15 protein-coding genes are annotated in these 20,459 nt (G+C 45.8%); 3 read left to right on the top strand and 12 right to left on the bottom strand.

All coding sequences use genetic code 11. The annotated features are described in order from the left end of the window. Positions 1-33 precede the first annotated feature (33 nt). Positions 34-1,554 carry a Fic family protein gene (locus tag AAA938_RS07060; RefSeq protein WP_338227928.1) on the bottom strand — a complete coding sequence of 507 codons (1,521 nt, stop codon included), beginning with the start codon at positions 1,552-1,554 and terminating at the stop codon, positions 34-36. 277 nt (positions 1,555-1,831) lie between these two features. Here AAA938_RS07060 and AAA938_RS07055 point away from each other — a divergent pair, with 277 nt between their 5' ends. Further along, the gene (locus AAA938_RS07055; protein ID WP_338227927.1) at positions 1,832-4,246 is read left to right on the top strand and encodes a penicillin acylase family protein; all 2,415 of its coding nucleotides are present in this window, start codon (positions 1,832-1,834) and stop codon (positions 4,244-4,246) included. A 5-nt stretch (positions 4,247-4,251) separates the two neighbouring features. On the opposite strand, the gene AAA938_RS07050 is transcribed toward AAA938_RS07055, so the two are convergent. Both AAA938_RS07050 and AAA938_RS07045 read right to left on the bottom strand, forming a co-directional pair. Further along, positions 4,252-6,927: a TonB-dependent receptor gene (locus tag AAA938_RS07050; protein ID WP_338227926.1), complete on the bottom strand. Its 2,676-nt coding sequence runs from the start codon at positions 6,925-6,927 to the stop codon at positions 4,252-4,254. Positions 6,928-7,108: 181 nt separating this feature from the next. Beyond that, entirely contained in the window at positions 7,109-7,945 is an 837-nt protein-coding gene (locus AAA938_RS07045) for a GLPGLI family protein (RefSeq protein WP_338227925.1), read from the bottom strand. Between the two features lie 117 nt (positions 7,946-8,062). Between AAA938_RS07045 and AAA938_RS07040 the strand changes: the two genes are divergently transcribed. Both AAA938_RS07040 and AAA938_RS07035 read left to right on the top strand, forming a co-directional pair. After that, positions 8,063-9,628 (top strand): sensor histidine kinase, encoded by a 1,566-nt coding sequence (locus tag AAA938_RS07040; protein ID WP_338227924.1) that lies wholly within the window; start codon positions 8,063-8,065, stop codon positions 9,626-9,628. After that, positions 9,625-10,305: a response regulator transcription factor gene (locus AAA938_RS07035; protein WP_338227923.1), complete on the top strand. Its 681-nt coding sequence runs from the start codon at positions 9,625-9,627 to the stop codon at positions 10,303-10,305. Before AAA938_RS07040 ends, AAA938_RS07035 begins: the two co-directional genes overlap by 4 nt. Before the next feature lie 65 nt (positions 10,306-10,370). Here the strand turns inward: AAA938_RS07035 and AAA938_RS07030 are convergent, their stop codons facing one another. The 9 genes from AAA938_RS07030 to AAA938_RS06990 form a co-directional block, all read right to left on the bottom strand. Next, complete coding sequence (locus AAA938_RS07030; RefSeq protein WP_338227922.1) at positions 10,371-11,306, bottom strand: hypothetical protein; 936 nt, start codon at positions 11,304-11,306, stop codon at positions 10,371-10,373. Beyond that, a complete protein-coding gene (locus AAA938_RS07025; RefSeq protein WP_338227921.1) occupies positions 11,303-12,322 on the bottom strand; it encodes an NAD-dependent epimerase/dehydratase family protein in 1,020 nt (339 codons plus the stop codon). Before AAA938_RS07025 ends, AAA938_RS07030 begins: the two co-directional genes overlap by 4 nt. A 174-nt stretch (positions 12,323-12,496) precedes the next feature. Continuing rightward, on the bottom strand, positions 12,497-13,759 hold the full coding sequence (locus tag AAA938_RS07020) for an alpha/beta fold hydrolase (RefSeq protein WP_338227920.1): 1,263 nt from the start codon (positions 13,757-13,759) through the stop codon (positions 12,497-12,499). A gap of 230 nt (positions 13,760-13,989) precedes the next feature. Then, a complete protein-coding gene (locus AAA938_RS07015; protein ID WP_338227919.1) occupies positions 13,990-15,399 on the bottom strand; it encodes a sulfatase in 1,410 nt (469 codons plus the stop codon). 246 nt (positions 15,400-15,645) lie between these two features. After that, entirely contained in the window at positions 15,646-16,341 is a 696-nt protein-coding gene (locus AAA938_RS07010) for a DUF2490 domain-containing protein (protein WP_338227918.1), read from the bottom strand. Between the two features lie 24 nt (positions 16,342-16,365). Further along, positions 16,366-17,145: a carbonic anhydrase gene (locus AAA938_RS07005; RefSeq protein WP_338227917.1), complete on the bottom strand. Its 780-nt coding sequence runs from the start codon at positions 17,143-17,145 to the stop codon at positions 16,366-16,368. Between the two features lie 206 nt (positions 17,146-17,351). Then, positions 17,352-17,591: a hypothetical protein gene (locus AAA938_RS07000; protein WP_338227916.1), complete on the bottom strand. Its 240-nt coding sequence runs from the start codon at positions 17,589-17,591 to the stop codon at positions 17,352-17,354. Between the two features lie 187 nt (positions 17,592-17,778). Then, positions 17,779-18,645, bottom strand: coding sequence for a sugar phosphate isomerase/epimerase family protein (locus tag AAA938_RS06995; RefSeq protein ID WP_338227915.1), 867 nt, complete (start codon positions 18,643-18,645; stop codon positions 17,779-17,781). Between the two features lie 90 nt (positions 18,646-18,735). After that, complete coding sequence (locus tag AAA938_RS06990) at positions 18,736-20,442, bottom strand: GMC oxidoreductase (protein ID WP_338227914.1); 1,707 nt, start codon at positions 20,440-20,442, stop codon at positions 18,736-18,738. Positions 20,443-20,459 lie beyond the last annotated feature (17 nt).

Here is a 20,459-nt window from a genome sequence, read left to right as displayed (position 1 = left end):
AAATTTGGCCTGGACGAATATCCAGGCCTTTTTTTATGGCTCCAGCAAACTAGCCAAAAACTGAGCAAAAGGACGAACATTCTGCTCCGCACTGGCAGACTCCAAGGCATTCATATACTCTTCCCTCCGAGTCACAGGCACTATTACCCAAGGATAGCCTCCTGAGGCCATCAACAGATTCATCAGGAATCGGGCAATACGACCGTTTCCATCCACATAGGGGTGAATGTAAACAAAGACGAAGTGACCCAAGACGGCTCGAACTGCCGCACTTTTTTCTGAAGAAAGCAACTCAAAATACGCCGGCATCAAGTCCCTCACCTGATCCTGGGCGGGAGGAACATGCTTAGATCGACGGATAAAAACCAGTTGATTCCGATATCCCGCCAAATCCGAAGCTCGGATAATCCCTGCCTCCACACTCGGAGCAAACAAGTCCCGATACCAAGTCCGATGGACCTTCTCAGCCACCTGACCTGATTCTGCACCGGAAAGGACTTCTTCCAAGGCCTTTTTCACCGACTGAAAAGCCTGCCAATAGCCTCTTGCTGCCATCGCATCCCGATGCTGACGGTCTGCCTCATGAATTTCGGGCTGCCAACTACCAGCTTTAATCCGCTCAATCAAATCTTCCGATACACGATAGCCTTCGATCGAAAGGGAGTTGTAAGCATCATTGACAAATAGCTCACTGACTCGCTGAAGGTAGGCGGAGGAATCAGCAGAAAGACCCGGCTCGGCTGGAAATACGTCCAAAACCGTCTCCCGCATGCTCATCCACATCAGCTGAAGCCGATTGACATAAGGCAAAACCTGCCGGGAAGGAATCAGCAAAGTACTCGCCTCGGTAAAGGGGTCCTGCTCGGTGACCGCATAACCTACACTCCGCATTCCCTCAAGAATATCGTCCGCAATAGCATCCCGACCAATATTTCGAAAGGCTCCCGCCAATCTTCCCGCCACCACGCTATGTCCCCCATCCAGTAACCTTCTCAGCAAATCTGTCCCGTCCCGAAATGAAGCCAAAGCCGCTCTTGCATCCACAGGATTATTCCGAAAGAAAGGCTCCGGGCAATAAATCAGGGCTGATTCCAGAGAAAAAAGGCGGAGACCATGCGAGTCAATGAATACTTCCTCCTTCTCAGCCATCCTTGCCCGAGTCTCAAAAATAGAGGTATCGAAAGGCAGCTGAGTTGTCTGATTACGGGCTGAGGGAGCTCGTACCAAAAGCTGTCTCGGCACGGTCAGGTTTCCTGCATGAAGGATGACTGATTGCTCAGGTGACAAACTCCACTCCTCCCCAAAACGCTCATTCAGATAGGCTGCGCAGAAATACCAAAAGGAGGTATACCAAGATGTGCTTTCCCCGGCCGGTTCGTCCGGTCGCGTAGGGATATACCATCCCCGCATCACCTCTTTCAAAAAACCCGAACGAACCAAGCGCTCCCGATGGGTACGGCTGAGATCGGATGATTTGACGGCGATCTTATCTACTTCCTGCAGATCTTTGAGGATAGTCAGAGAGTTAGCAAGTCTTTCGGAGATCGTAGCCATTACCTTTCAAATTTATTCAAAGGTAATTTAGCTTTTAATGCTTTACAACTTTTAGCTTTAAATGTTTTATTATTTTTAGCTTTTATTGAATTATTAAATCTAGCTTTTAATGTATTTCAAGTGAAAATTCAAATGGAGTATCCCAAAAAATCAGATCAAATTATCCTTCTTATGACTAATCCAAATTCAAATCCTTCCCACACTTATTATCCCTTTTCCGCGGATGGTTTTGACCTTTTCGGTTTTATTCTAAAATTGAAGCAAACACCCACTCTCCATGAAAATCAACAATTTCCTCTCTGCTTTCGCTTTATCCATCATCCTTTTCTCCTGCTCTGAAAAAGAAAAACCCAGCCTTCCTCAACTCCAAGACGAGGTCGAAGTAATTCGGGACCAAAATGGCATCAATCATATTTTCGCCCAAAACGAAGCCGACCTGTTTTTCATGCAGGGCTATTTGGCAGCCAAGGACCGATTGTTTCAGTTTGAAATTTGGCGCAGGCAAGCCACCGGAACTTTGGCCGAAATCCTCGGAGAAAGGGAATTTGAGCGGGATCGTGGGGTACGCCTATTTCAATTCAGAGGTGATAAGGAAACAGAACTTCGTCACTATCATCCGCGTGGTGTAGAAATAGTGGACGCGTTTGTGGCAGGGGTAAACGCCTACATTGAGGAAGCTAATTCGGATCCAAAATCCCTGCCTATTGAATTTCAAATGCTGGGAATCCAACCCCAACCCTGGACTTGGGAAGTGGTGATTTCCCGGCATCAGGGGCTTTTGGAAAATGTCGCCGATGAGTTAAAGATCAGCCAAGTAGTCAGTAAAATCGGTCCTGAAGCCGCAGAAAAGCTCTATTATTTTCATCCCAATAAACCTGATTTGAACTTGGACCCGGGAATTCCCACGGAACTCCTTTTCAAAGATATTTTGGCTCCTTATCAGGCATTTAGAGGAAGAGTGGAATTTCAGCCCGAGGATATTGACCCTGCTTATCGGGGGAAGGAAAAAGAAGTAGAGGTAGCTTTGGCAGCACTTCAAGAAGAAATACAAACCACCTTGGAGGCCGATGCTTTTGCCCAAGGCTCCAACAATTGGGTGCTGAGTGGAACCAAGACCGAAAGCGGTTTTCCCTTCATGGCCAACGATCCACATCGGCTTCAAGCCGCCCCATCTCTTCGCTACTGGGTGCACCTGAATGCTCCCGGCTGGAATGTAGTCGGAGGCGGAGAACCGGTCATTCCGGGCGTTTCAATAGGACACAATGAATATGGAGCTTGGGGCTTGACGATTTTCTCCACGGACAATGAAGACATGCGGGTCTATGACATCCACCCTGATAATCCAACCCAATATCGCTTCCGGGATGAATGGATGGAGATGAAGGCGATCTCTGATACGATCAAAATCAAAGGTCAGGAAGACCGAATCGTTACACACTATTACACCCTGCATGGACCAGTCTCTTTTATTGATGAAGAATTGAACAAGGCCGTGGCCGTTCAGTGCGCTTGGCTGGAACCGGGTTCGGCACCTTATTTGGCGAGTTTGAAAATGGACCAATCCAAAAACTGGGAGGAATTCCGCGATGCCTGCACGAACAACTTTATTCCTGCCGAAAATATGGTTTGGGCAGACCGGGAAGGAAATATCGGTTGGCAGGCTACAGGGATCGCGCCGGTTCGAAGAGGATTTTCGGGCTTGGTAGCCACTATGGGAGATGGTCGATACGAATGGAACGGATACTTACCCATAGCCGATCGACCGCATGAGTACAATCCGGAGTCCGGCTTTATTTCCACAGCCAATCAAAATGTTGCTCCAGCTGATTATCCTTATCCCGATGCCTTGGGCTACGAATGGGCGGACAACTTCCGTGGGGAGCGAATCAGGGAGGTTTTGAGTCAGGATAAAAAATTCACTCTGGAAGAAATGGGAGCACTTCAAAATGACTATTTGGCACTTCCTGCCCGTCAGCTTGTCCCATTTTTGAAAGATCTAACTCTCGAAAATGAGCGCACGGATTCTCTTCGAAATCTCCTGCTCAATTGGGATTTTATCCTTGCTCCCCAATCCATTGTAGCAGGCATTTATGTCATGTGGGAAAGAGAGTTGAGGAAAAAAGCCGGAGAAATCGCCGTGCCTGAGGAAGTCAGAGGCTTGGTTGGTAGCATTGCCCTTACCCGGGTAATCGAATGGGTGATGAATCCATCCCTGATTTTCTCATCCAATCCAGAAAATTCAAGGGATGCCTGGCTTTCTGAGTCTTTTGCCTCTGCAATTTTGGCTTTGGAAAAAAAACTTGGCCCAAATCCTCAAAAGTGGCAATACGGCCAAAAAGACTACAAGCATGCCCTGATTTACCATCCTTTGGGCAGAATTGCATCCGAGGAGTGGCAAGCCAAACTCAACGCCGGACCGCTTCCCCGTGGCGGCTACAGCTTTACCCCCGGTGCCAATGCCTATGGAGACAACAATACTTCCGGAGCTTCTTTCCGGATTTTGGTGGATACCAAAGACTGGGAAAACACGATGGGGATCAATACACCCGGTCAGTCTGGCAATCCTGAGAGTCCTTTTTACAAAAACCTCTTTCCGGTTTGGGCTAAGGATGAATTCGTTACGATTCCCTATTCCAAGGAATCGGTGAAAAGCAAGGCTGCTGAATTCCAAGTCTTTTCACCGAAAAATTAATTCGCTTACAAATCAAACTTCACCGTGAGCAAACCATACCTAGGCTGCACCAAATAGGAATAGGTACTGATCAGGTTTTCATTGAAGCTATCTCTCCGGATGGAGCGGGTGTCCAGGATATTCCAAACTGAAAGTTTGAATTCCCAAGGACTCTTTTTGCCCTGATAGATCAAAAAGGCATTGAGAAAATCAAAGTCGCTCTGTGTGGCAGTAGCCTTGTTCAGGTAGGTGTTGTAGGTGTAATCTGCTTTCAGTTTCAAGCCTTTTACGATATCCAAATCAATCTCCACCTTGGGACTATGGGTGGTAAAAGTGTTTTGGATCGGACCTGAATTGTAATTATTGGCTGTGAAAGAATACCCCAAATCCACTTCCAGGACCTTGAAGAAAGTCGTAGTCACTTTGGTGTCGTAAGTCTGGGAAAACTGCTGATTTTGAGTAGGCCGCTCATCCAAAATCAAATTGGTAGAAAAGGCATTCCACTGTCCACCTACCTCAAACTTGAGCTTGTTCAGGGATTTATCCAATCGCAAATCCCCGTTGAGTGTCTCGTTTACCGGCTCCACATTGATCAGGGAAAGCAGACGGTTGATTCCTGAAAAATCGGTCGTAGTTGTGATTTCATTTCGCTTGCGGCTGTAATTCAGGTTCCCAAAAACCGTCAAGCCAGAAAACATATCAAAGTGGGAATAGCTCAAGCTATGGTTATTGAAAATCCCATTGTCCAAGGCCCGATTTCCCTGAAAAATCGCATTGTAATCCTGCAGAACAAAGCCCTGAGCCAGTTTCTGGATATCCATAAAATTGGCCTCGGTCTGGAATCGATAGGTTAGGGACCGGTTGGATTTGATCGCCCACTTGGCATAGAGACCGGGCAAAGCGAGAATTTTATCGTAGCTCAGTTCATTCTCAAACTGCCGATCTTTCCATGAATACCGATGCAAATAGGCCGAAGGACTGATGATCCATTTTTTCCACTTGGTCTTCCAGGTCATTCCCAAATACAAATCCTGCAAGCCAAACTTATTGGCATTGTCAAATTCCTCAAATGCTTCCTGAGAACCTTCCTGTGCCAAACTTCCATTCAGGGTTTGGGCTAGATTTTGGTAGCCCAAAGTCCAGTTGAGGTGATTGGTCGGATTGAGGATGTAATAGTAATTCAGTGCTCCTTCCAGTGTCTGAGTGGTGATTTCCTGGTTTTGAAAAAAGCGATAGGATTCCTCGTCTTGGATAGGATACAAGCCCAACAAAGGTTTGAGATTGGTGGTCAGATCGTAAAGCGGATCGTTGAATTTTCGCTCGGCATTGAGCTCCATGGAAAAGACATGCTGCTCATTGGGAGCATGGAAATAATCCAATCGATGCTGCCAGCTGTAGGGATTCCGGGAATTGATTGCTCCGATATTCTGGACATTTTCACCAAAGGTGGAATTGAGGATATTGCTGTTGGAAATGTCCGATAGCTTTCCGAAAAAGCTGTATTTCAGGTAAGTTTCTTCTTTCGGAGTGTAAGTTAAAGAGTATTTCCCCAAGCCTGATTTATTTTCGACCTGACTGGCCGAATTGAGGATTTCCTGCGTGTTTTCCTCCGAATTCAAATAGGTCCGAAGCGAGCTACTCCCTAGTCTGTTATCCGAAGCGGAGGCAATCAAGAAACCGGAATGTCTCCATTTTTTACTGGGAGAATAGTTGAAATTCAGCGCTCCCAAGGTGGTTTTTAAGTCAAAGGCGTTGGTGCGGGAAGCCAAGGGAATTCCCAAATCATCTGAATTGAGTTGGACACGGGAACCCGCACGTCCACCCAATCCAGCCATTCCTCCGCTGAACCGGAAATAATCCTGTAGCGTGAAGGTTTGCTCCCCGACATTATTGCTCCCACCGATCAGATTCACATTGAGTTTGGGCGCGTAGTAAAAGGCATTTGCATGCCCCAAATAGCGCTCCTGAGGACCTGCCCCGGCCGTCAAGTCTCCAAAGACCATGTTCTTTTTCCCCTCTTTCAACTGGATATTCAAAGCCAGGGTCTCATTATTGTCCAAGCCTCGGACGGGGGAGATTTCATTAAAATTTTTCAAAACCTGCACCCGATCCACAGCATTGGCGGGGAGATTTTTGGTGGCCAGTTTGGAATCACCGTCGAAGAAAGTTTTCCCATCCACGAGTACTTTGTCCACCTTTTTACCTTGCACTTTTACCTCTCCATTTTCATCCACTTGGAAGCCCGGAAGCTTTTCCAGCACATCTTCCAGCTTGCGCTCATTTCCCGTGGTAAAGGCATCCGTTTTGTAGGTCAGGGTGTCCCCTTTCATGGTGACGGGCATTTCCGAGACTACCTCCACCAAACCCAATTCGGTATCCGCCTGCTGCAAGACAATTAACATGGGCGTTTCGGAATCCCATTCCTTGACCGGCATTTCAAACTGCCGAAAACCGACAAATGAAACCCGAAGCAAATATTCATTACCCGGTGCCAAGGTGATTTTGAACCGCCCCTCGTCATTGGAAATCCCAAAGCCTCCGATCTTTTGGGTGCTTTGGTTGATAGCCACCACATTGGCATAGGGAATCGGCCGATTGAGGGAGTCTAGCACTTGGCCGATCAGGGGCTTACTTTGGCCGAAGGCCGAAAAAGCATATCCCAGAAAAAAGGCAAAGAGAATCAGTCTTTTGGAAAAAAGCATTTTGGTTAAGTATGAAATTTGAAGTGAGAAAGCTGAAATTTCTTACGTGAAAGCTTTAGATACAGCTTCCAGTTTCTAGCGTCTAGAGTCTAATGTCTTGCTTCTGTAATTCATGAATCGGAAATGGATGGGGCTTCGACTCCGCTCAGCATGACATCGGACATCTGTCATCCGACATCAATCAATTCCCAATCCGTATCGTAAACTGATTCCCCTCTCCCGGCTTGCCTTGGTAGCGGTTCATCATCTGCTTCATCCCTTCTTCCTGAATCGCACGGAATTCCTCACGCGTCACTTCTTTTCCCCGCTTGGGACGAACAATGGCGACCGGTTCGGCAGAAGGATTCAACTCTATTTTTTGACAGATAAGGGTTCTCCCGGAGTTTTGCACTTCCAAAATCAATCCTGGCAATCCAAAGAAGTTTTCCGGTCCATGAGGCACGGGAATATCCGGAGTGAACCAAGCCGTCACTTGAATCGTGTCTTTGACATTTTCCATCTCCGTCATGCCTGTGGAAAAGCGCTGGGAGTCTACGATTCGGGAATAGGTGGCCTTTTGTGCGGTATAGTCGCCGATTTTATTGGTTTCTCCGGTCAGTTCCCATTCAGCCGGCTCGAGTGCATCCTTGATCAAAAACTCTTTCCCCATAACATCCTGCTCCTGCTCGAAAGTCTGATCGGCTATGTTTTTATAGAGCACCCGATCCTGACTTCCCTGATTGATCACAATCTGCATGCCTCCTGAAGATGCCGTGGCCGGACCTCCGCCGAGGCTTTCTACCTGCTTCCAGTTGGATTCGATGGGAGTAAACGAAAGGACATATTCCCTCTCCATTTGCTTTTTGAGCTGGGCTTGGATCTCGGCCATTTGCTCAGGAGCCATTTGGGAGGAATCCATTTCAAATTTGAAAGAAGAAGAGGACTTATAATATGCTCTGCCGGTAAGGCCTTGAGCCATACTGGTAGAGAATGAAACGGCCAGCAAGAGGACCGAAGCGAAAAGGTGTTTGATTTTCATAGCAGCTTTTGTTTTACCCTACAAATGAAATAAAGCCCGCAAAAACACAAGGTTAAGCAGTGTTAACGAGTGTTAACCTGAGTTTTTTCCTCCTTCCTAACCTGCTAATTTAGCCTTATGAATAGACTGGAATTCAAGCGGATCGGAATTTTAATCGGGGTGACCTTAGCCATCAGTATATTAGTTCAGGCTTGGAGACTGTTCAACCAATTTGAGGTAATTGAATCCAAATTGGTTAGCGATATCCAGCAAAGCTTGGACAATGCGGTAGAAAACTACTATGCAGACATCGCCAAAACCGATGTCATCACTTTGACTGACAACCTTGAACTTTTTCAGATCAAAGGCCAGCCTGATTTGATTGATTCTCTTCCAAAAGGCTTTGACCCGGAAAATTTCACTGAATCTGATACCTCAATCTCGAAAGAAACCTCTGACTTCATTGAACGGGTTGGGAAAAGCAAGATGATTTTTAGAGCCATACAGGACGTTGAAAAAAATCGTCCTGACTCTATGTTCTGGTCAGAAATCAAAAAAGATAGTGCCTCGCATTCATACACTTGGGACTCTACATCAGGAGTCGGTCTTGACCAGGAAAATGAACTTCGGGTATTTTTTGGAAAGAGAGCAGCTGATAGTTTAAATCAGATCAAAACCTTAACCAATCGTATCATAATCTCTATCACCCGGGATAGTTTGGATTTTGACAAAATCAATGCGTTTCTTTTCCAGGAACTGGATCGTCGGGGCATAGCTATCAATTACAGACTTATCCAACTCAGTGGAGATACTGCAGAAGATAGCTTTGTATTAGCCCAAAAGCCCCAGATGCCTTTCAAAACCGTTTCCCGATCTACCTTCCTGCCTCCGGGGCATTCCTTAGAAATGTATTTTGAAAATACCGCCATTACCATTTTTAAGCGGGGATTAGTTGAATTGATGACCTCCTTGGTTTTCCTTGGGATTATTGCCTTTGCCTTTTACTACCTCTACCAAACGATCAAAAACCAGAAAGAAATCGCTGAAATCAAGCAGGACCTGATCGGGAATATCACACACGAATTCAAAACTCCGATTGCGACCACCCTTACTGCGATCGAGGGAATCCAGCAATTCAATCCGGAGAAAGATGCAGCCAAAACAGACCGCTACCTGGATATTTCCAAAACCCAAATGCTCAAACTGAACCAAATGGTTGAAAAATTGCTGGAAACAGCCACGTTGGATTCAGATCAATTGGTGATGAAAAAGGAGGCGATCGAACCCGAAATTCTCCTGAGACAATTGGTGCAAAAGTTCCAGACTTTAGCGCCGGAAAAGCAAATCGACCTGATTCTTCCGGCCAACCCCCAACCAATTTTCGCAGATCCTTTTCACTTCGAAAATGTGATTTCCAATCTCCTCGACAATGCCATCAAATACGGCGGTGACCAAATCCGAATCTGCCTCGATCAAAACGGTTTGCACAAAATCCGAATTCACGACAACGGAGGAAATATCAGTTCGGAGCAAAAAGAGCGGGTTTTTGAGCAGTTTTACCGAATACCAAAAGGCGATGTCCATGACGTGAAAGGCTTTGGAATAGGCTTGTATTACGTGAAAAAGATTTTGGAAAAGCACGAAGGAAAAATCGAACTGGAAACGGGAAAGAATTCTACCACCTTTATCACTTATTGGCCATGAGCAAAATCAACGTACTATTAGCTGAAGACGAGCTGGCGCTGGGAATGATCATTCAGGAGAGTTTGGAAAGCAGGGACTTCAAAGTTCGGCTATGTCCCGACGGGCTAAAAGCCTGGGAATCCTATCAGGCCCAAAAGCCAGATATTTTGGTACTAGACGTGATGATGCCCAAAAAGGACGGATTTTCCCTTGCTGCCGAAATCCGCAAAATCGATCCCCACACCCCGATCATTTTCCTGACTTCCAAAAGTCAGACAGAAGATGTGGTCAAAGGCTTTGGCCTCGGAGCGAATGACTACGTGCGCAAGCCCTTCAGCATGGAAGAGCTGATCGTGCGGATCAAGGCCCAGTTGGATCGCCTGCGAACCCGGCAGAATCAAAGCGACTGGATTTCAATAGGTAAATATAAATTTCACCCTACTCGTCAACTGCTAAAGCTTGCCGAAACCGAGACTCCCCTGACTGCCCGAGAAAGCCAACTGCTGCAGATGCTTTTGGAAAATGCCAACGACATAACCGACCGCACGCTGATTCTAAACCAAATTTGGGGTTCGGATGACTTTTTCAATGCCCGTAGCATGGATGTTTTTATCACCAAGCTTCGCAAAAAGCTGCAGGACGACCCCAATATTCAAATCCTGAATGTGCGGGGATATGGGTTTAAGTTGGTGTGTTGAGGATGTACTCGGATTACAGATATCGAATAGCGGAAAAGCATTTCTTTCTACCCAGAATCCTGCCCTTAGGATATCCATCCTCTCACTTTCATTGAAAAAAGCCCCTTTAGAATCCAACGAAACAATAAATCAGGCATCAAAACTACCTCTCCGGATTTTTTAGTCAGATATTTCCGAGTGAGTCTGGCGCGAATCTTCTCAGCTGGATATTTGACCAAAAAGCCTAATTCTTCGTCAAATTCCCCTTCCGCCCATCGTGTAGGTGTAGTCTCCTCCCTTACCGAATACATCATGTAGGGAAGAAATCTGATCTTCTTTTCCAAGCCCTGACTCCTAAGTCGAAACAGAATGTACTGTTCATGATTCCAATTGGGCTTGGGATTATAAGTTTGCATCTGCCGAATCAGTTGATCCGGTTCACTAAGAACCGGGCCAATCAAATCCAGATAAGGCCGAAGATAATTGGAGGTCAAAACCACATGCCGATCGGTAACTCCCCAATAAAATTCCCCATAAGGAATCCAAATTTTGTCTGGATCCAATCGATCCAACTTGGGATGTGACACCTCCCAGATGAAATCAGAGCGGGTGATTACGTATCGATCGTATTTCTTTCTGATTTCCTCCTTTTCAAGAAATTCCAAAAGTTTGGCCTTCAGATACACCAATATCCCGGCACTTCCTGGTTGTTCATTTCCCCCCTTTATCCCCCCGAGCCATTGGTCAGGCACAGTTAATACCTGCCTCCATTCGGTATTTTTCCCATACCTATCCAGCTGAATCTGATCAAATCCATCGCCGAAATCCTCATACTCAGGTACTACCCAACGGTAGATAGCATGCGCCCAATACTGATTGGAAGGGGTATTTTCAGGAGATTCTCCAATGCAAAGCGCCAAGTCTGCCTCAAGGGCCTTCAACACGTTTTTTTTGAAGGAATCCCAAGTAAGCCTGTCAGCTCTCGCCTGTCCCAAAATGATGACCAATGTTTTGGATTTCATTTGATCAGACTGCTTTCAATCACCACTTGTTTCTCGATCCAATGGAAAGTCTCAGTCAGACCCTTAATCAAGGGTGAAAAATTGGTCTTTCCTATCTTTTGCTCAAAGAGTCTGTTGTCGGAATTTCGCCCCATCACCCCCAAAGGACAAGGAAATCCATATTTTTTGAAAAAAGCTTCGCCTTGAAGATTCCGGATTCGGAGATTTTTGCCTGAAAGTCCGATGGCCATTGCTGCAAGTTGATTGATGGAGAGCATCTCCTCCGAACCGATATTCACCGGTCCGGTAAACTCACTCGCCATAAGCTCCAAAACCGCATCTACACAATCCCCTACATAAAGAAAGGAACGCGTCTGAGTTCCGTCTCCCCAAACCTCGATTTCACCTCCATCGGGAGCCTCGATGACTTTGCGAAGCATTGCAGCCGGCACTTTTTCTTTGCCTCCTTTCCAGGTACCGAAAGGTCCAAAAATGTTGTGGAAGCGGGCAATTCGCACATTTAGCCCGTAGTTCCGGTGAAAAGAAAGGTAAAGCCTTTCACTGAAGAGCTTTTCCCAACCATATTCCGAATCCGGAAAGGCGGGATAAACCGTAGACTCCTCACAATTGGGATGGGTTGGGTCTTCTTGGTTGAAAAGGGGATAAACACAGGCAGAAGACGAAAAAAACACCTTTTTCACACCTTTTCTCACACACTCTCGCACCACATGGAGATTGATCAAAGCGGAGGAACTCATCACATTCGCATCATTCAAGCCCGAAAAAAGGTACTCGGCTCCTCCCATATCGGCTGCCAGTTGGTACACCTCATCGCAACCTTGAGGAATGGCTTTTTCTACCTGAAGAGGATCCGTAAGGTCTAGGATTTGATATTCATCAGCGATTTGGTTGGGATCTAAATATTCGTGGAACTTGAGGTCACAGACTAAGACATGATTGCCTTGTTCCTTTAATCGTTTGGCAAGATGTCCTCCGATAAAACCTCCACCGCCTAAAACGGCAACTTTCTTTTTCATTTTTCTTCCTGCTGGGGAGCTATAAGATTAAGAAATTTACACGAATGCAGGAAGCCTCTCTTTGCAATCCACAACCACCGATTTTCCCCAAACGAAAAGCCATCTAGGCAACTCGATTCTAAGAAAAAGTGATTATTGCTGTTTTCAACCCGGGTAGTTAGGAGATTTTCAGATTTATTCTTCTCCTTTTGCTGCTGCGAGGTTTTTCTTGAATAGCCCCAAATCCCGATGTTTACTTTGCTCTCCAAGCTTGACTGCCTTTTCAAAATAGGGAATAGCTTCTTTGGTTTTACCCATAGCGACCAATCCGTCCCCCATACTGTCATAGACATTGGCTGACTGTGGATTTTGCTCCAGATTATAGGAAAACAGAACCAAAGCATGAGCAGGCTGATCTTTGCGAAGCTGATCATAGCCAAGCATGTTGATGATGGCTTCGGTAATCTCGCCATTCAAAGTATGCGTCTCCAATCCCTCCAGGTATTTCTTGAATTGCTCTAAATCATATTTTTGGGCTGCTTTGACCAGCTTTTTGGCAGGATCTCCATGATACTTCGAGAGAATCGAAGCGGAAATTTTCTCAGGTTCCTGAAGGTGGAAATAATGCATGTAGTTGGATAGCAATATCATTTCAGAATCTTGCCTGTTTAGGATCAAATCCGTGAAATTTGAAATTCGGTCTCGCTGAAGCAAATTGACCACCTGCTGATAATCAACAGTGAGCGTTGGCTCAAAAGGATTTTCCATATAGCCTACATGCTTGCCTCCCAGCAGAATTGCCGAAGGAATTTCAGGGAAATCGTAAAGCTTAGGATTGCTTTTTTCTCCCAATGCAAACTCATACATCACTTGAGCCTCTGCTTTTATTCCTGCCGGCGCTTGCTGGAATCTCTCTTTCCTAACTTCAAAAAACTCTTTTGCGATTTTCTCTCCATCCCATCCTGCTTGGTTGAAAATGGTGATCATTTTCTCAAAACTGGAAGACTCGTCCACCGGGTCAAGATAAATCATCCCCTCCACCGACTCGGGATATGTCATTGCAAAATCCTTGATCAGCATACTTCCCCAGCCATGACCCACCAAAATATAGGGAGGTTCCAAGTTTAATTTTTCCAGCAAATTTCTAAGCTGCCGGGTTCGATTTTCAGGGGTGGGTGATTCATCAAATGGATCAGATTGCCCAATCCCCGCTCGATCATAGGCCAAAATAGGGACGTTTTCAAGGTTATCAATCACTTTATACCAAGTATCGAAACTTGATGCATGGTTACTTTCAAGGATTACCAAAGGTTGGCCAAACTTTCTATTTTCAATTCCAGCCAAATGATAAAAGATGTCTTTTCCATCAATTGCCACCTTTTTGCCTGGGTTTTGGCCAAAGCAAGTCACAAAAGAGACCAAAACCAATACTAACCAAACTGAGATTGACTTTGCCATAATGATTTGATTTTAAAAGCTATATCTAGTTAAAGTACGTACAAAATCCTACTAATTGCAATCTCAAGCAATTATTTTTTAGTAAATCTTTTAAATTACATACACAACTTTTCCAAAGTTTTGAACTTTGGAAAAGCAGTTTCCCCACTAAAAGACCATGAACAACTTACCGGACTAATTGGTAGACTTCATTATTGTAATAATTAGTACAGTAATTATTCCTGCAAAAACTACATAGCCCTTGGCAGCCTCGCTCCAGTCTCCCTCCACCAGTTCTCCAGTTTGGCTTTGAGTTCGGCTACCACAAAGGGCAACTGTTTGGCTAAGTTGGTTTCCTCCTTGGGGTCATTGGCGAGGTCAAACAGCTCCACTCCTTCCCCGTCAAAATAATAAATCAACTTGTAGTCCCCCGATCGAATGATAGAATAGGGCAAAACATCCGGCGTCCGGTAGTGGGGAAAATGCCAAAATAAATCCCGGTTGCCAAGTGCTCCTTGTTCCAATAGCAAAGGCTTCAAACTCACCCCATCTCCGACTGCCGAATCCTCTCCCATTAAGTCCAAAACGGTCGGAATCCAATCCATGGTGATGATTGGTGTGTCCGAAATCGTCCCTGCAGGAATCTTATTCAGCCAAGACACGATTGTAGGCACCCGAATGCCTCCTTCGTAGGGATAGCCCTTGAAGGATCGAAGTCCCAGATTTACGGTAACCGGGTTTTGGGGATTTCCGATGAGCCCGCCATTGTCAGAGGTGAAAATAATCAGAGTCTTTTCCCGAAGCCCCAACTGCTCCAACTCCGCGATTACTCTTCCTACATTTTGATCCAGATTCTCAACCAGAGCTGCATAGGTGGGATTTCTCTGTTTTCCCGGAGGTTTATTTTTATATTTTTCCACCAAATCCTCAGGACCCATGATCGGGGTATGTACTGCATAGGGTGCCCAATGTATGAAAAAGGGCTCCTTGGACTTTTGCTGAAGAAACTTCACGATCTCATCCCCTTCCCGATCGGTCAGAAATTCCCCCTCTTTTCTGGGAGGGACGTTTTTTAGCACATAATCTGGGTTGCCGTTGGGTGATAGATAAGGGTCAAAATAGCTTGGTGGCTGACCGAGATCATTTCCGCCGATATTAATCTGGAATCCCTGATCTTCGGGGTGGTGTCCTTCCTCACCCAAATGCCATTTCCCCACATGCATGGTGGCATATCCCAACCGAAGCAATCGCTCCGGCAAAGTCAACTCTTCCAAAGGCAAGAAGCCCTGAATTTTTGGAGTCTTCAAGGGCTTATCTTCAAAGATCACATATTCCCCCGGGTCACCGGAAGTAGAATATCCCTGAAACTTGGCCCGAATCCAATCGGTGATGCATATGCGTGCAGGATATTTCCCAGTCAAAAGTGCCGCTCTCGTCGGGGAGCAGATCGCCGCCGCAGCGTAGGATTGGGTAAATCTCATCCCTTCTGCAGCCAATCCATCCAAGTTGGGAGTCTCGTAGAAATCACTTCCAAATACCCCAAGATCAGTCGCTCCCAAATCATCCACATGGATAAGCAGGATATTTATTTTCTCCTTTTTCTGAGCTAAAGCTTGAGAGGAAAATACAATTAAAACACTTATTATCAATAATTTATGCATTCGTATTCGGATTTGTGTTGGGGATTTATATGTAAGATAAAATCATTTAATTAAAAAATTCAGCCACAGGCAAAGAAGTGTCCGTTGATAGCAGTAGTTGTTTTCAAAGTAAGGTTTATTCAGTTTAGTCCCAAAAGTCAGGGGAATTCGGGAAGGCAGCCCAAGGTCTTCCCGAGCCTCTGCACAAATTCGAACTCGATCAAAATCTCATAAAAAAGCCCGGAAAATTTTCCGGGCTTTCATTTTTTAGAAACTATGATGCAGACTCAGCTGCAACTGACCTTTGCTGACTTGGCTAGTGGTCTGATTCATCCAGCCGCCTTGCATGCGCAGGTTGTTTCTCAGTCCATAACCGAGCCCCAAATAGGTACGGTTTCGGTCAAATCGCTCGACCACTCTCCCGTCTCCGATATCTGTCTGCCCGTTGATGAAAATCTCATTGTATAAAGCCAGATAGACTACATTCTTCTTCAGCTCGGTTCCATTGAGAGGAAGGTTGAGGAAAAGATTGTACCGATAGCGGGTACGAAAATCCTGATTTTCCACCCAGCGTTGTTCATAGCGAAAGCGATGGGTGAGGAAAACTCTACCCCCGACCTTTTGAGGTAGGAGAGCCTCTTGGTAAATCCGGTTTTCGGGAACTGAGTTTCTGCTTTCTCCAAACTCCCCCGAGGAAATAAAGGCATAGCCCAAGGTAAACATCACGTCGGCCTTTTTGGGTCGATAGGTGAACCCCGTCCTGAGCAGCAGCTGCTCCCGATCACTCCCCAAATCCCAATACCGGAACTGATAATCCCCCTGAATCCCAAAGCCTTTGTCCCCCAACTTTTTGGTAAAGAAATACATGTACCAAGCCCCCAACTGATCTTCATCTACCTGAGCCCGCACCCATGAGGGGGAGGCCAGGAAGAGCATGAAAAAAAGGATTAGGATTCTTTTCATTTCTTTTACTTTCAAATTTTGAGACTATTTGGAAGCCAGTTTTTGCGAAAAGGCAGGCAATGAAGTGATGGTCTCCTCGATAAAATTAACGTAGCCTGTCTGCAAATCATAAACCGCTCCCACGATGAGAATATCCTCTCCGTCAAACTTCCTGCTGAGTACCGGTTCCAATCCGCGGAGCATTTTTACCTGCTCAATTACATTCTCTCTGATAGCCACATCCAAAGCCTCCTTGGCCGGAAGATTTTGCGCTTTTGCCCGGAGAGAGGCAGGCTTGATTGAATTAATCAGCGTAACCACATGGCCCGGAGGGTTGGCAGGCAGCTTCATTGCCGCATCTACAGCGCCGCAAGATTGATGACCCAAGACCACGATGAGACGGGTTTTCAACACTTCCACAGCATATTCGATTGTACCATAGGAAGCTTCAGCCATCACCTGACCGGCTGTTCGAGTGATAAAAAGATCGCCCACTCCCTGATCGAAGATGATTTCGTTGGGCACCCGGCTATCCGCACATCCGATGATAATGGCAAAAGGAGCCTGACCTGCCTCGGTGTTTTTTAGGTCCTGATCGGTTTGTCTTGGATTGATACTTTTATCCTCAGCAAATCGACGGTTACCATAAATAAGCTTCTTCAGTCCATAAACAGGGTCAGCATAGGCACTGTCACGATTTGCGAAATATTGGTTTTGCTCCAACTTTAGAAACTCTGAAACTTCAGGGGAAATTACCTGCCCAAATAAGTTGCCCGGACTTACAAACAGGGCAACCAGAATGATATAAATTAATTTAATTTTCATTTTTGAAATTTTAGGAATTGAAATAGGCTTCAGGCCCTCTTTTGATTTAGAAAAGACCGGAGGTTTCCCACCTTGCCCGTACCCCATCAACCGATGGACAAAGCAAGAATTGGAAGTATCACGATTTACTTTCCAATAAGAAAGGATCTGAAAACAAAGAATACTGGGATTTAGAGTGAAGAAATTGATTCACTCAACTAGAAAAATCACTGGGATTCGGGAGGGAAATCAACCCTAAATAAAAAGCCTGCGGGAAATTGATTGACACTTAACTCGGCCACTTCTGAAACGAAAATTCCGGAAAATCCGAGAAGTACAGGTTCTGTTTCCAGCACAAACTTGGTTTTGTCCTTGCTCTCTTTTCTTTCCTCTTCTATTTCCAAAATCTCAACCAGATTAAATCCATAATAATCATCCACCCAGTCTATTGCATTCAGAGAATTCACAATTGGACCAAGCAAAATGATAAAAATAAATAAAGAGGATAATAAGCGCATTTTAGACACGATATGCCTAAAAACAGGTTCATTGGCCTTTAGTTTGAAAAATCATAAAAAAAATTTGTAATCAAGAAAAAATTAATAAATCAAACCCCTTGCAATCAAAGGCTTACATCCAGGAATCCAGCCTGATTCAATATTTCAAGCTTTTTAAATATGCGATACTTTTTGGCAAAGCTTCCAACTCATGATCGCTTTCATCTTCAATAAACATGTGCTTGATTCCGATCTTATTAGCCTCCCTGAGAATGGCCGGAAAATCCAATTCACCCTCGCCCAGTGGGACATCATTCTCCGGTCCGGTGAGTCCAGTCATATCCTTTGGAGCTCCTTTTTTGAAATCCTTCAGATGAAGTGACACCCATCGCTTACCATATTTTTTCAAAAGTGCAGCAGGATCCCCTCCACCAAAATGGGTCCACATCACGTCCATTTGCAGAGAGACGTACTTAGGATCGGTATTTTCTACCAAGTAATCAAAAAGGGTTTCCTTGCCATAAGGCTGAAACTCGTATCCGTGCACATGATATTTGAACGTGATTCCATTTTCTTTGAGGACTTTGCCCCCTTCATTGAAAGCCTTGATCGCACGATCGGCATCGGCCTTGGAGAATTGACCTGTCTTATGCGGAATCCAAGCGCACATGACATACTTGGCTCCCAGCGCTTTGGCCCGATCTGCCACTGCCTGCGGGTCTGACTCCAATTGCTCGAAACCCGTGCCTGTTGAGGGTAAAGAAATGCCCCGATCAGCCAGCATCTGCTTAAAATCCTCCACACTCACCCCTTGTGGTGCACCTCCTTCAAACTCGGTAAAGCCCATTTGCTGGATGATATCCAGTGCTTCAGGAACTCCATTTTTCCATTGATTTCGGAAAGTATAGGAGGCAAAGCCAAGAGGAACCTGAAGCATAGGGTCGCCTTTTTTCTGGGCATGGGTTTGGGGAGGGATGATGATCCACACCAAGGTGAGAGCGATGAAGAGCAAGGCCTTTTTCATAGGTTTTTGGGAAGTTATTTCTCACAGATGACTCAGATGAACACAGATAAAAAATCATCCGTGAACATCTGTGAAATCTGTGAGAGCATTTTACAAATTCATTTTTTTCAACTCCTCCACTGCGTGATTGGCAGCTCGGGCAGTCAGGGTCATAAATGTCAAAGTGGGGTTCTGTGTACTCGCACTGGTCATACAGGCTCCATCTGTCACAAAGACATTCTTGCAGGCATGCAGTTGATTGTATTTGTTTAGCAAAGAAGTCTTGGGATCATTACCCATTCTTACTCCACCCATCTCATGAATATCCGACCCAGGAGGAGATCCCCGATCTACCACATTGATATTTTTGAAGCCCATCCGCTCAAACATCTCACTCTGCTGCTCCACAAAATCGCGTGTCATTTTATCATCATTTTCTTTCCACTCCACAGACATAATGATTTTTGGAATTCCGTACTTGTCTTTCTCGGTTTCACTCAATCGCATATGGTTGGATTCCTCTGGGACCATTTCTCCCTGCATCCAAGCTGCCATGCTCCAAACTCCATATTTCGGATTGAGCAGACTGTCTCGCAAAGCATCTCCGATCAGTTCTCCGTTTCCATCCAATTGCCTGCTGGCTGACATCCCGATCGCATAGCCTCTCAGAAAGTCGGTCTCCTGCCGATAGACATTCCGGAAGCGGGGCACATAGGCGTGTCCGGGATTCTTGCCGTCATTGAATTTATCCTGAAATCCCTCAAAAATGGCATTTCCACTACCTCGGTAATTGTGGCATGTGATGAATTTCCCCATCAAACCATTGTCATTCCCTAGTCCGTTAGGGAAGCGGGAAGACTTGGAATTGAGCAAAATCGAATTGGAATTGATCGTGGAAGCATTGACAAAGATGATTTTGGCATAAAACTCGATCGCTTCCTTGGTATGTCGGTCAATCACCCGAACCCCGATGGCTTTTCCCTTTTGCTCATCGTATAAAATCGATTCTACTACAGAATCCGGGCGGATTGTCAAATTCCCGGTTTTCTCTGCCCAAGGCAAAGTGGATGCATTGGCGGAGAAATACCCTCCATAGACACATCCCCGATTGCACATGTTTTGATTTTGGCACTTATTCCGGCCTTGATCTTTGTGAATCTGCTGTGGATCGGTCAAATGAGCACAACGTCCCTGGATCAAATGTCGCTCATTCCCATACAGCTCCTTCAGCTTTTCCTTGTAGTACTGCTCCACACAGCTCAACTCGAATCCCGGCTGCACCACCTGATTTGGGAGTACATCCAGACCATCCCGACTTCCCGCAAAGCCAACAAAAGTCTCGACATAGGTGTACCAAGGCTCCATGTCCTTGTATCGGATCGGCCAGTCTACTGCATAGCCATCACGCGCAGGGCCCTCCCAGTCAAAATCCGACCAGCGCTGAGTGCCCCGAGCCCAAAGCAGGGACTTACCTCCTACATGATAGCCCCGAAACCAACGGAATGGCTTCTCTTCGATGTAAGGCTGTTCGTCTTCAGCCAAAGCCCAGTGCATCGTTTCCTCGCGTCTCCAATTGGCAGCACCCACACCGGATCTTTTTTCGATCGGAACTACGCCTCGGAACTCAAATTCCCAAGGGGCTTTGGAAGCGGTGGGATAATCTTCGATATGCCGGACCATCCTTCCACGCTCTAGCACGAGTGTTTTTAGGCCTTTTTCGCAAAGTTCTTTGGCAGCCCAGCCGCCCGAAGCCCCAGAACCGATCACAATGGCGTCGTAGGTGTTGTTTTGTTTAACTTTCAAATTAAGGTTGGACATGGGCTTATTATTTTTTG

Source organism: Algoriphagus taiwanensis (assembly GCF_036245645.1).
GTDB lineage: Bacteria > Bacteroidota > Bacteroidia > Cytophagales > Cyclobacteriaceae > Algoriphagus > Algoriphagus taiwanensis.
The sequence above is the reverse complement of the archived record's forward strand: the minus strand, read 5'-3'. Positions and strand labels throughout refer to the sequence as shown.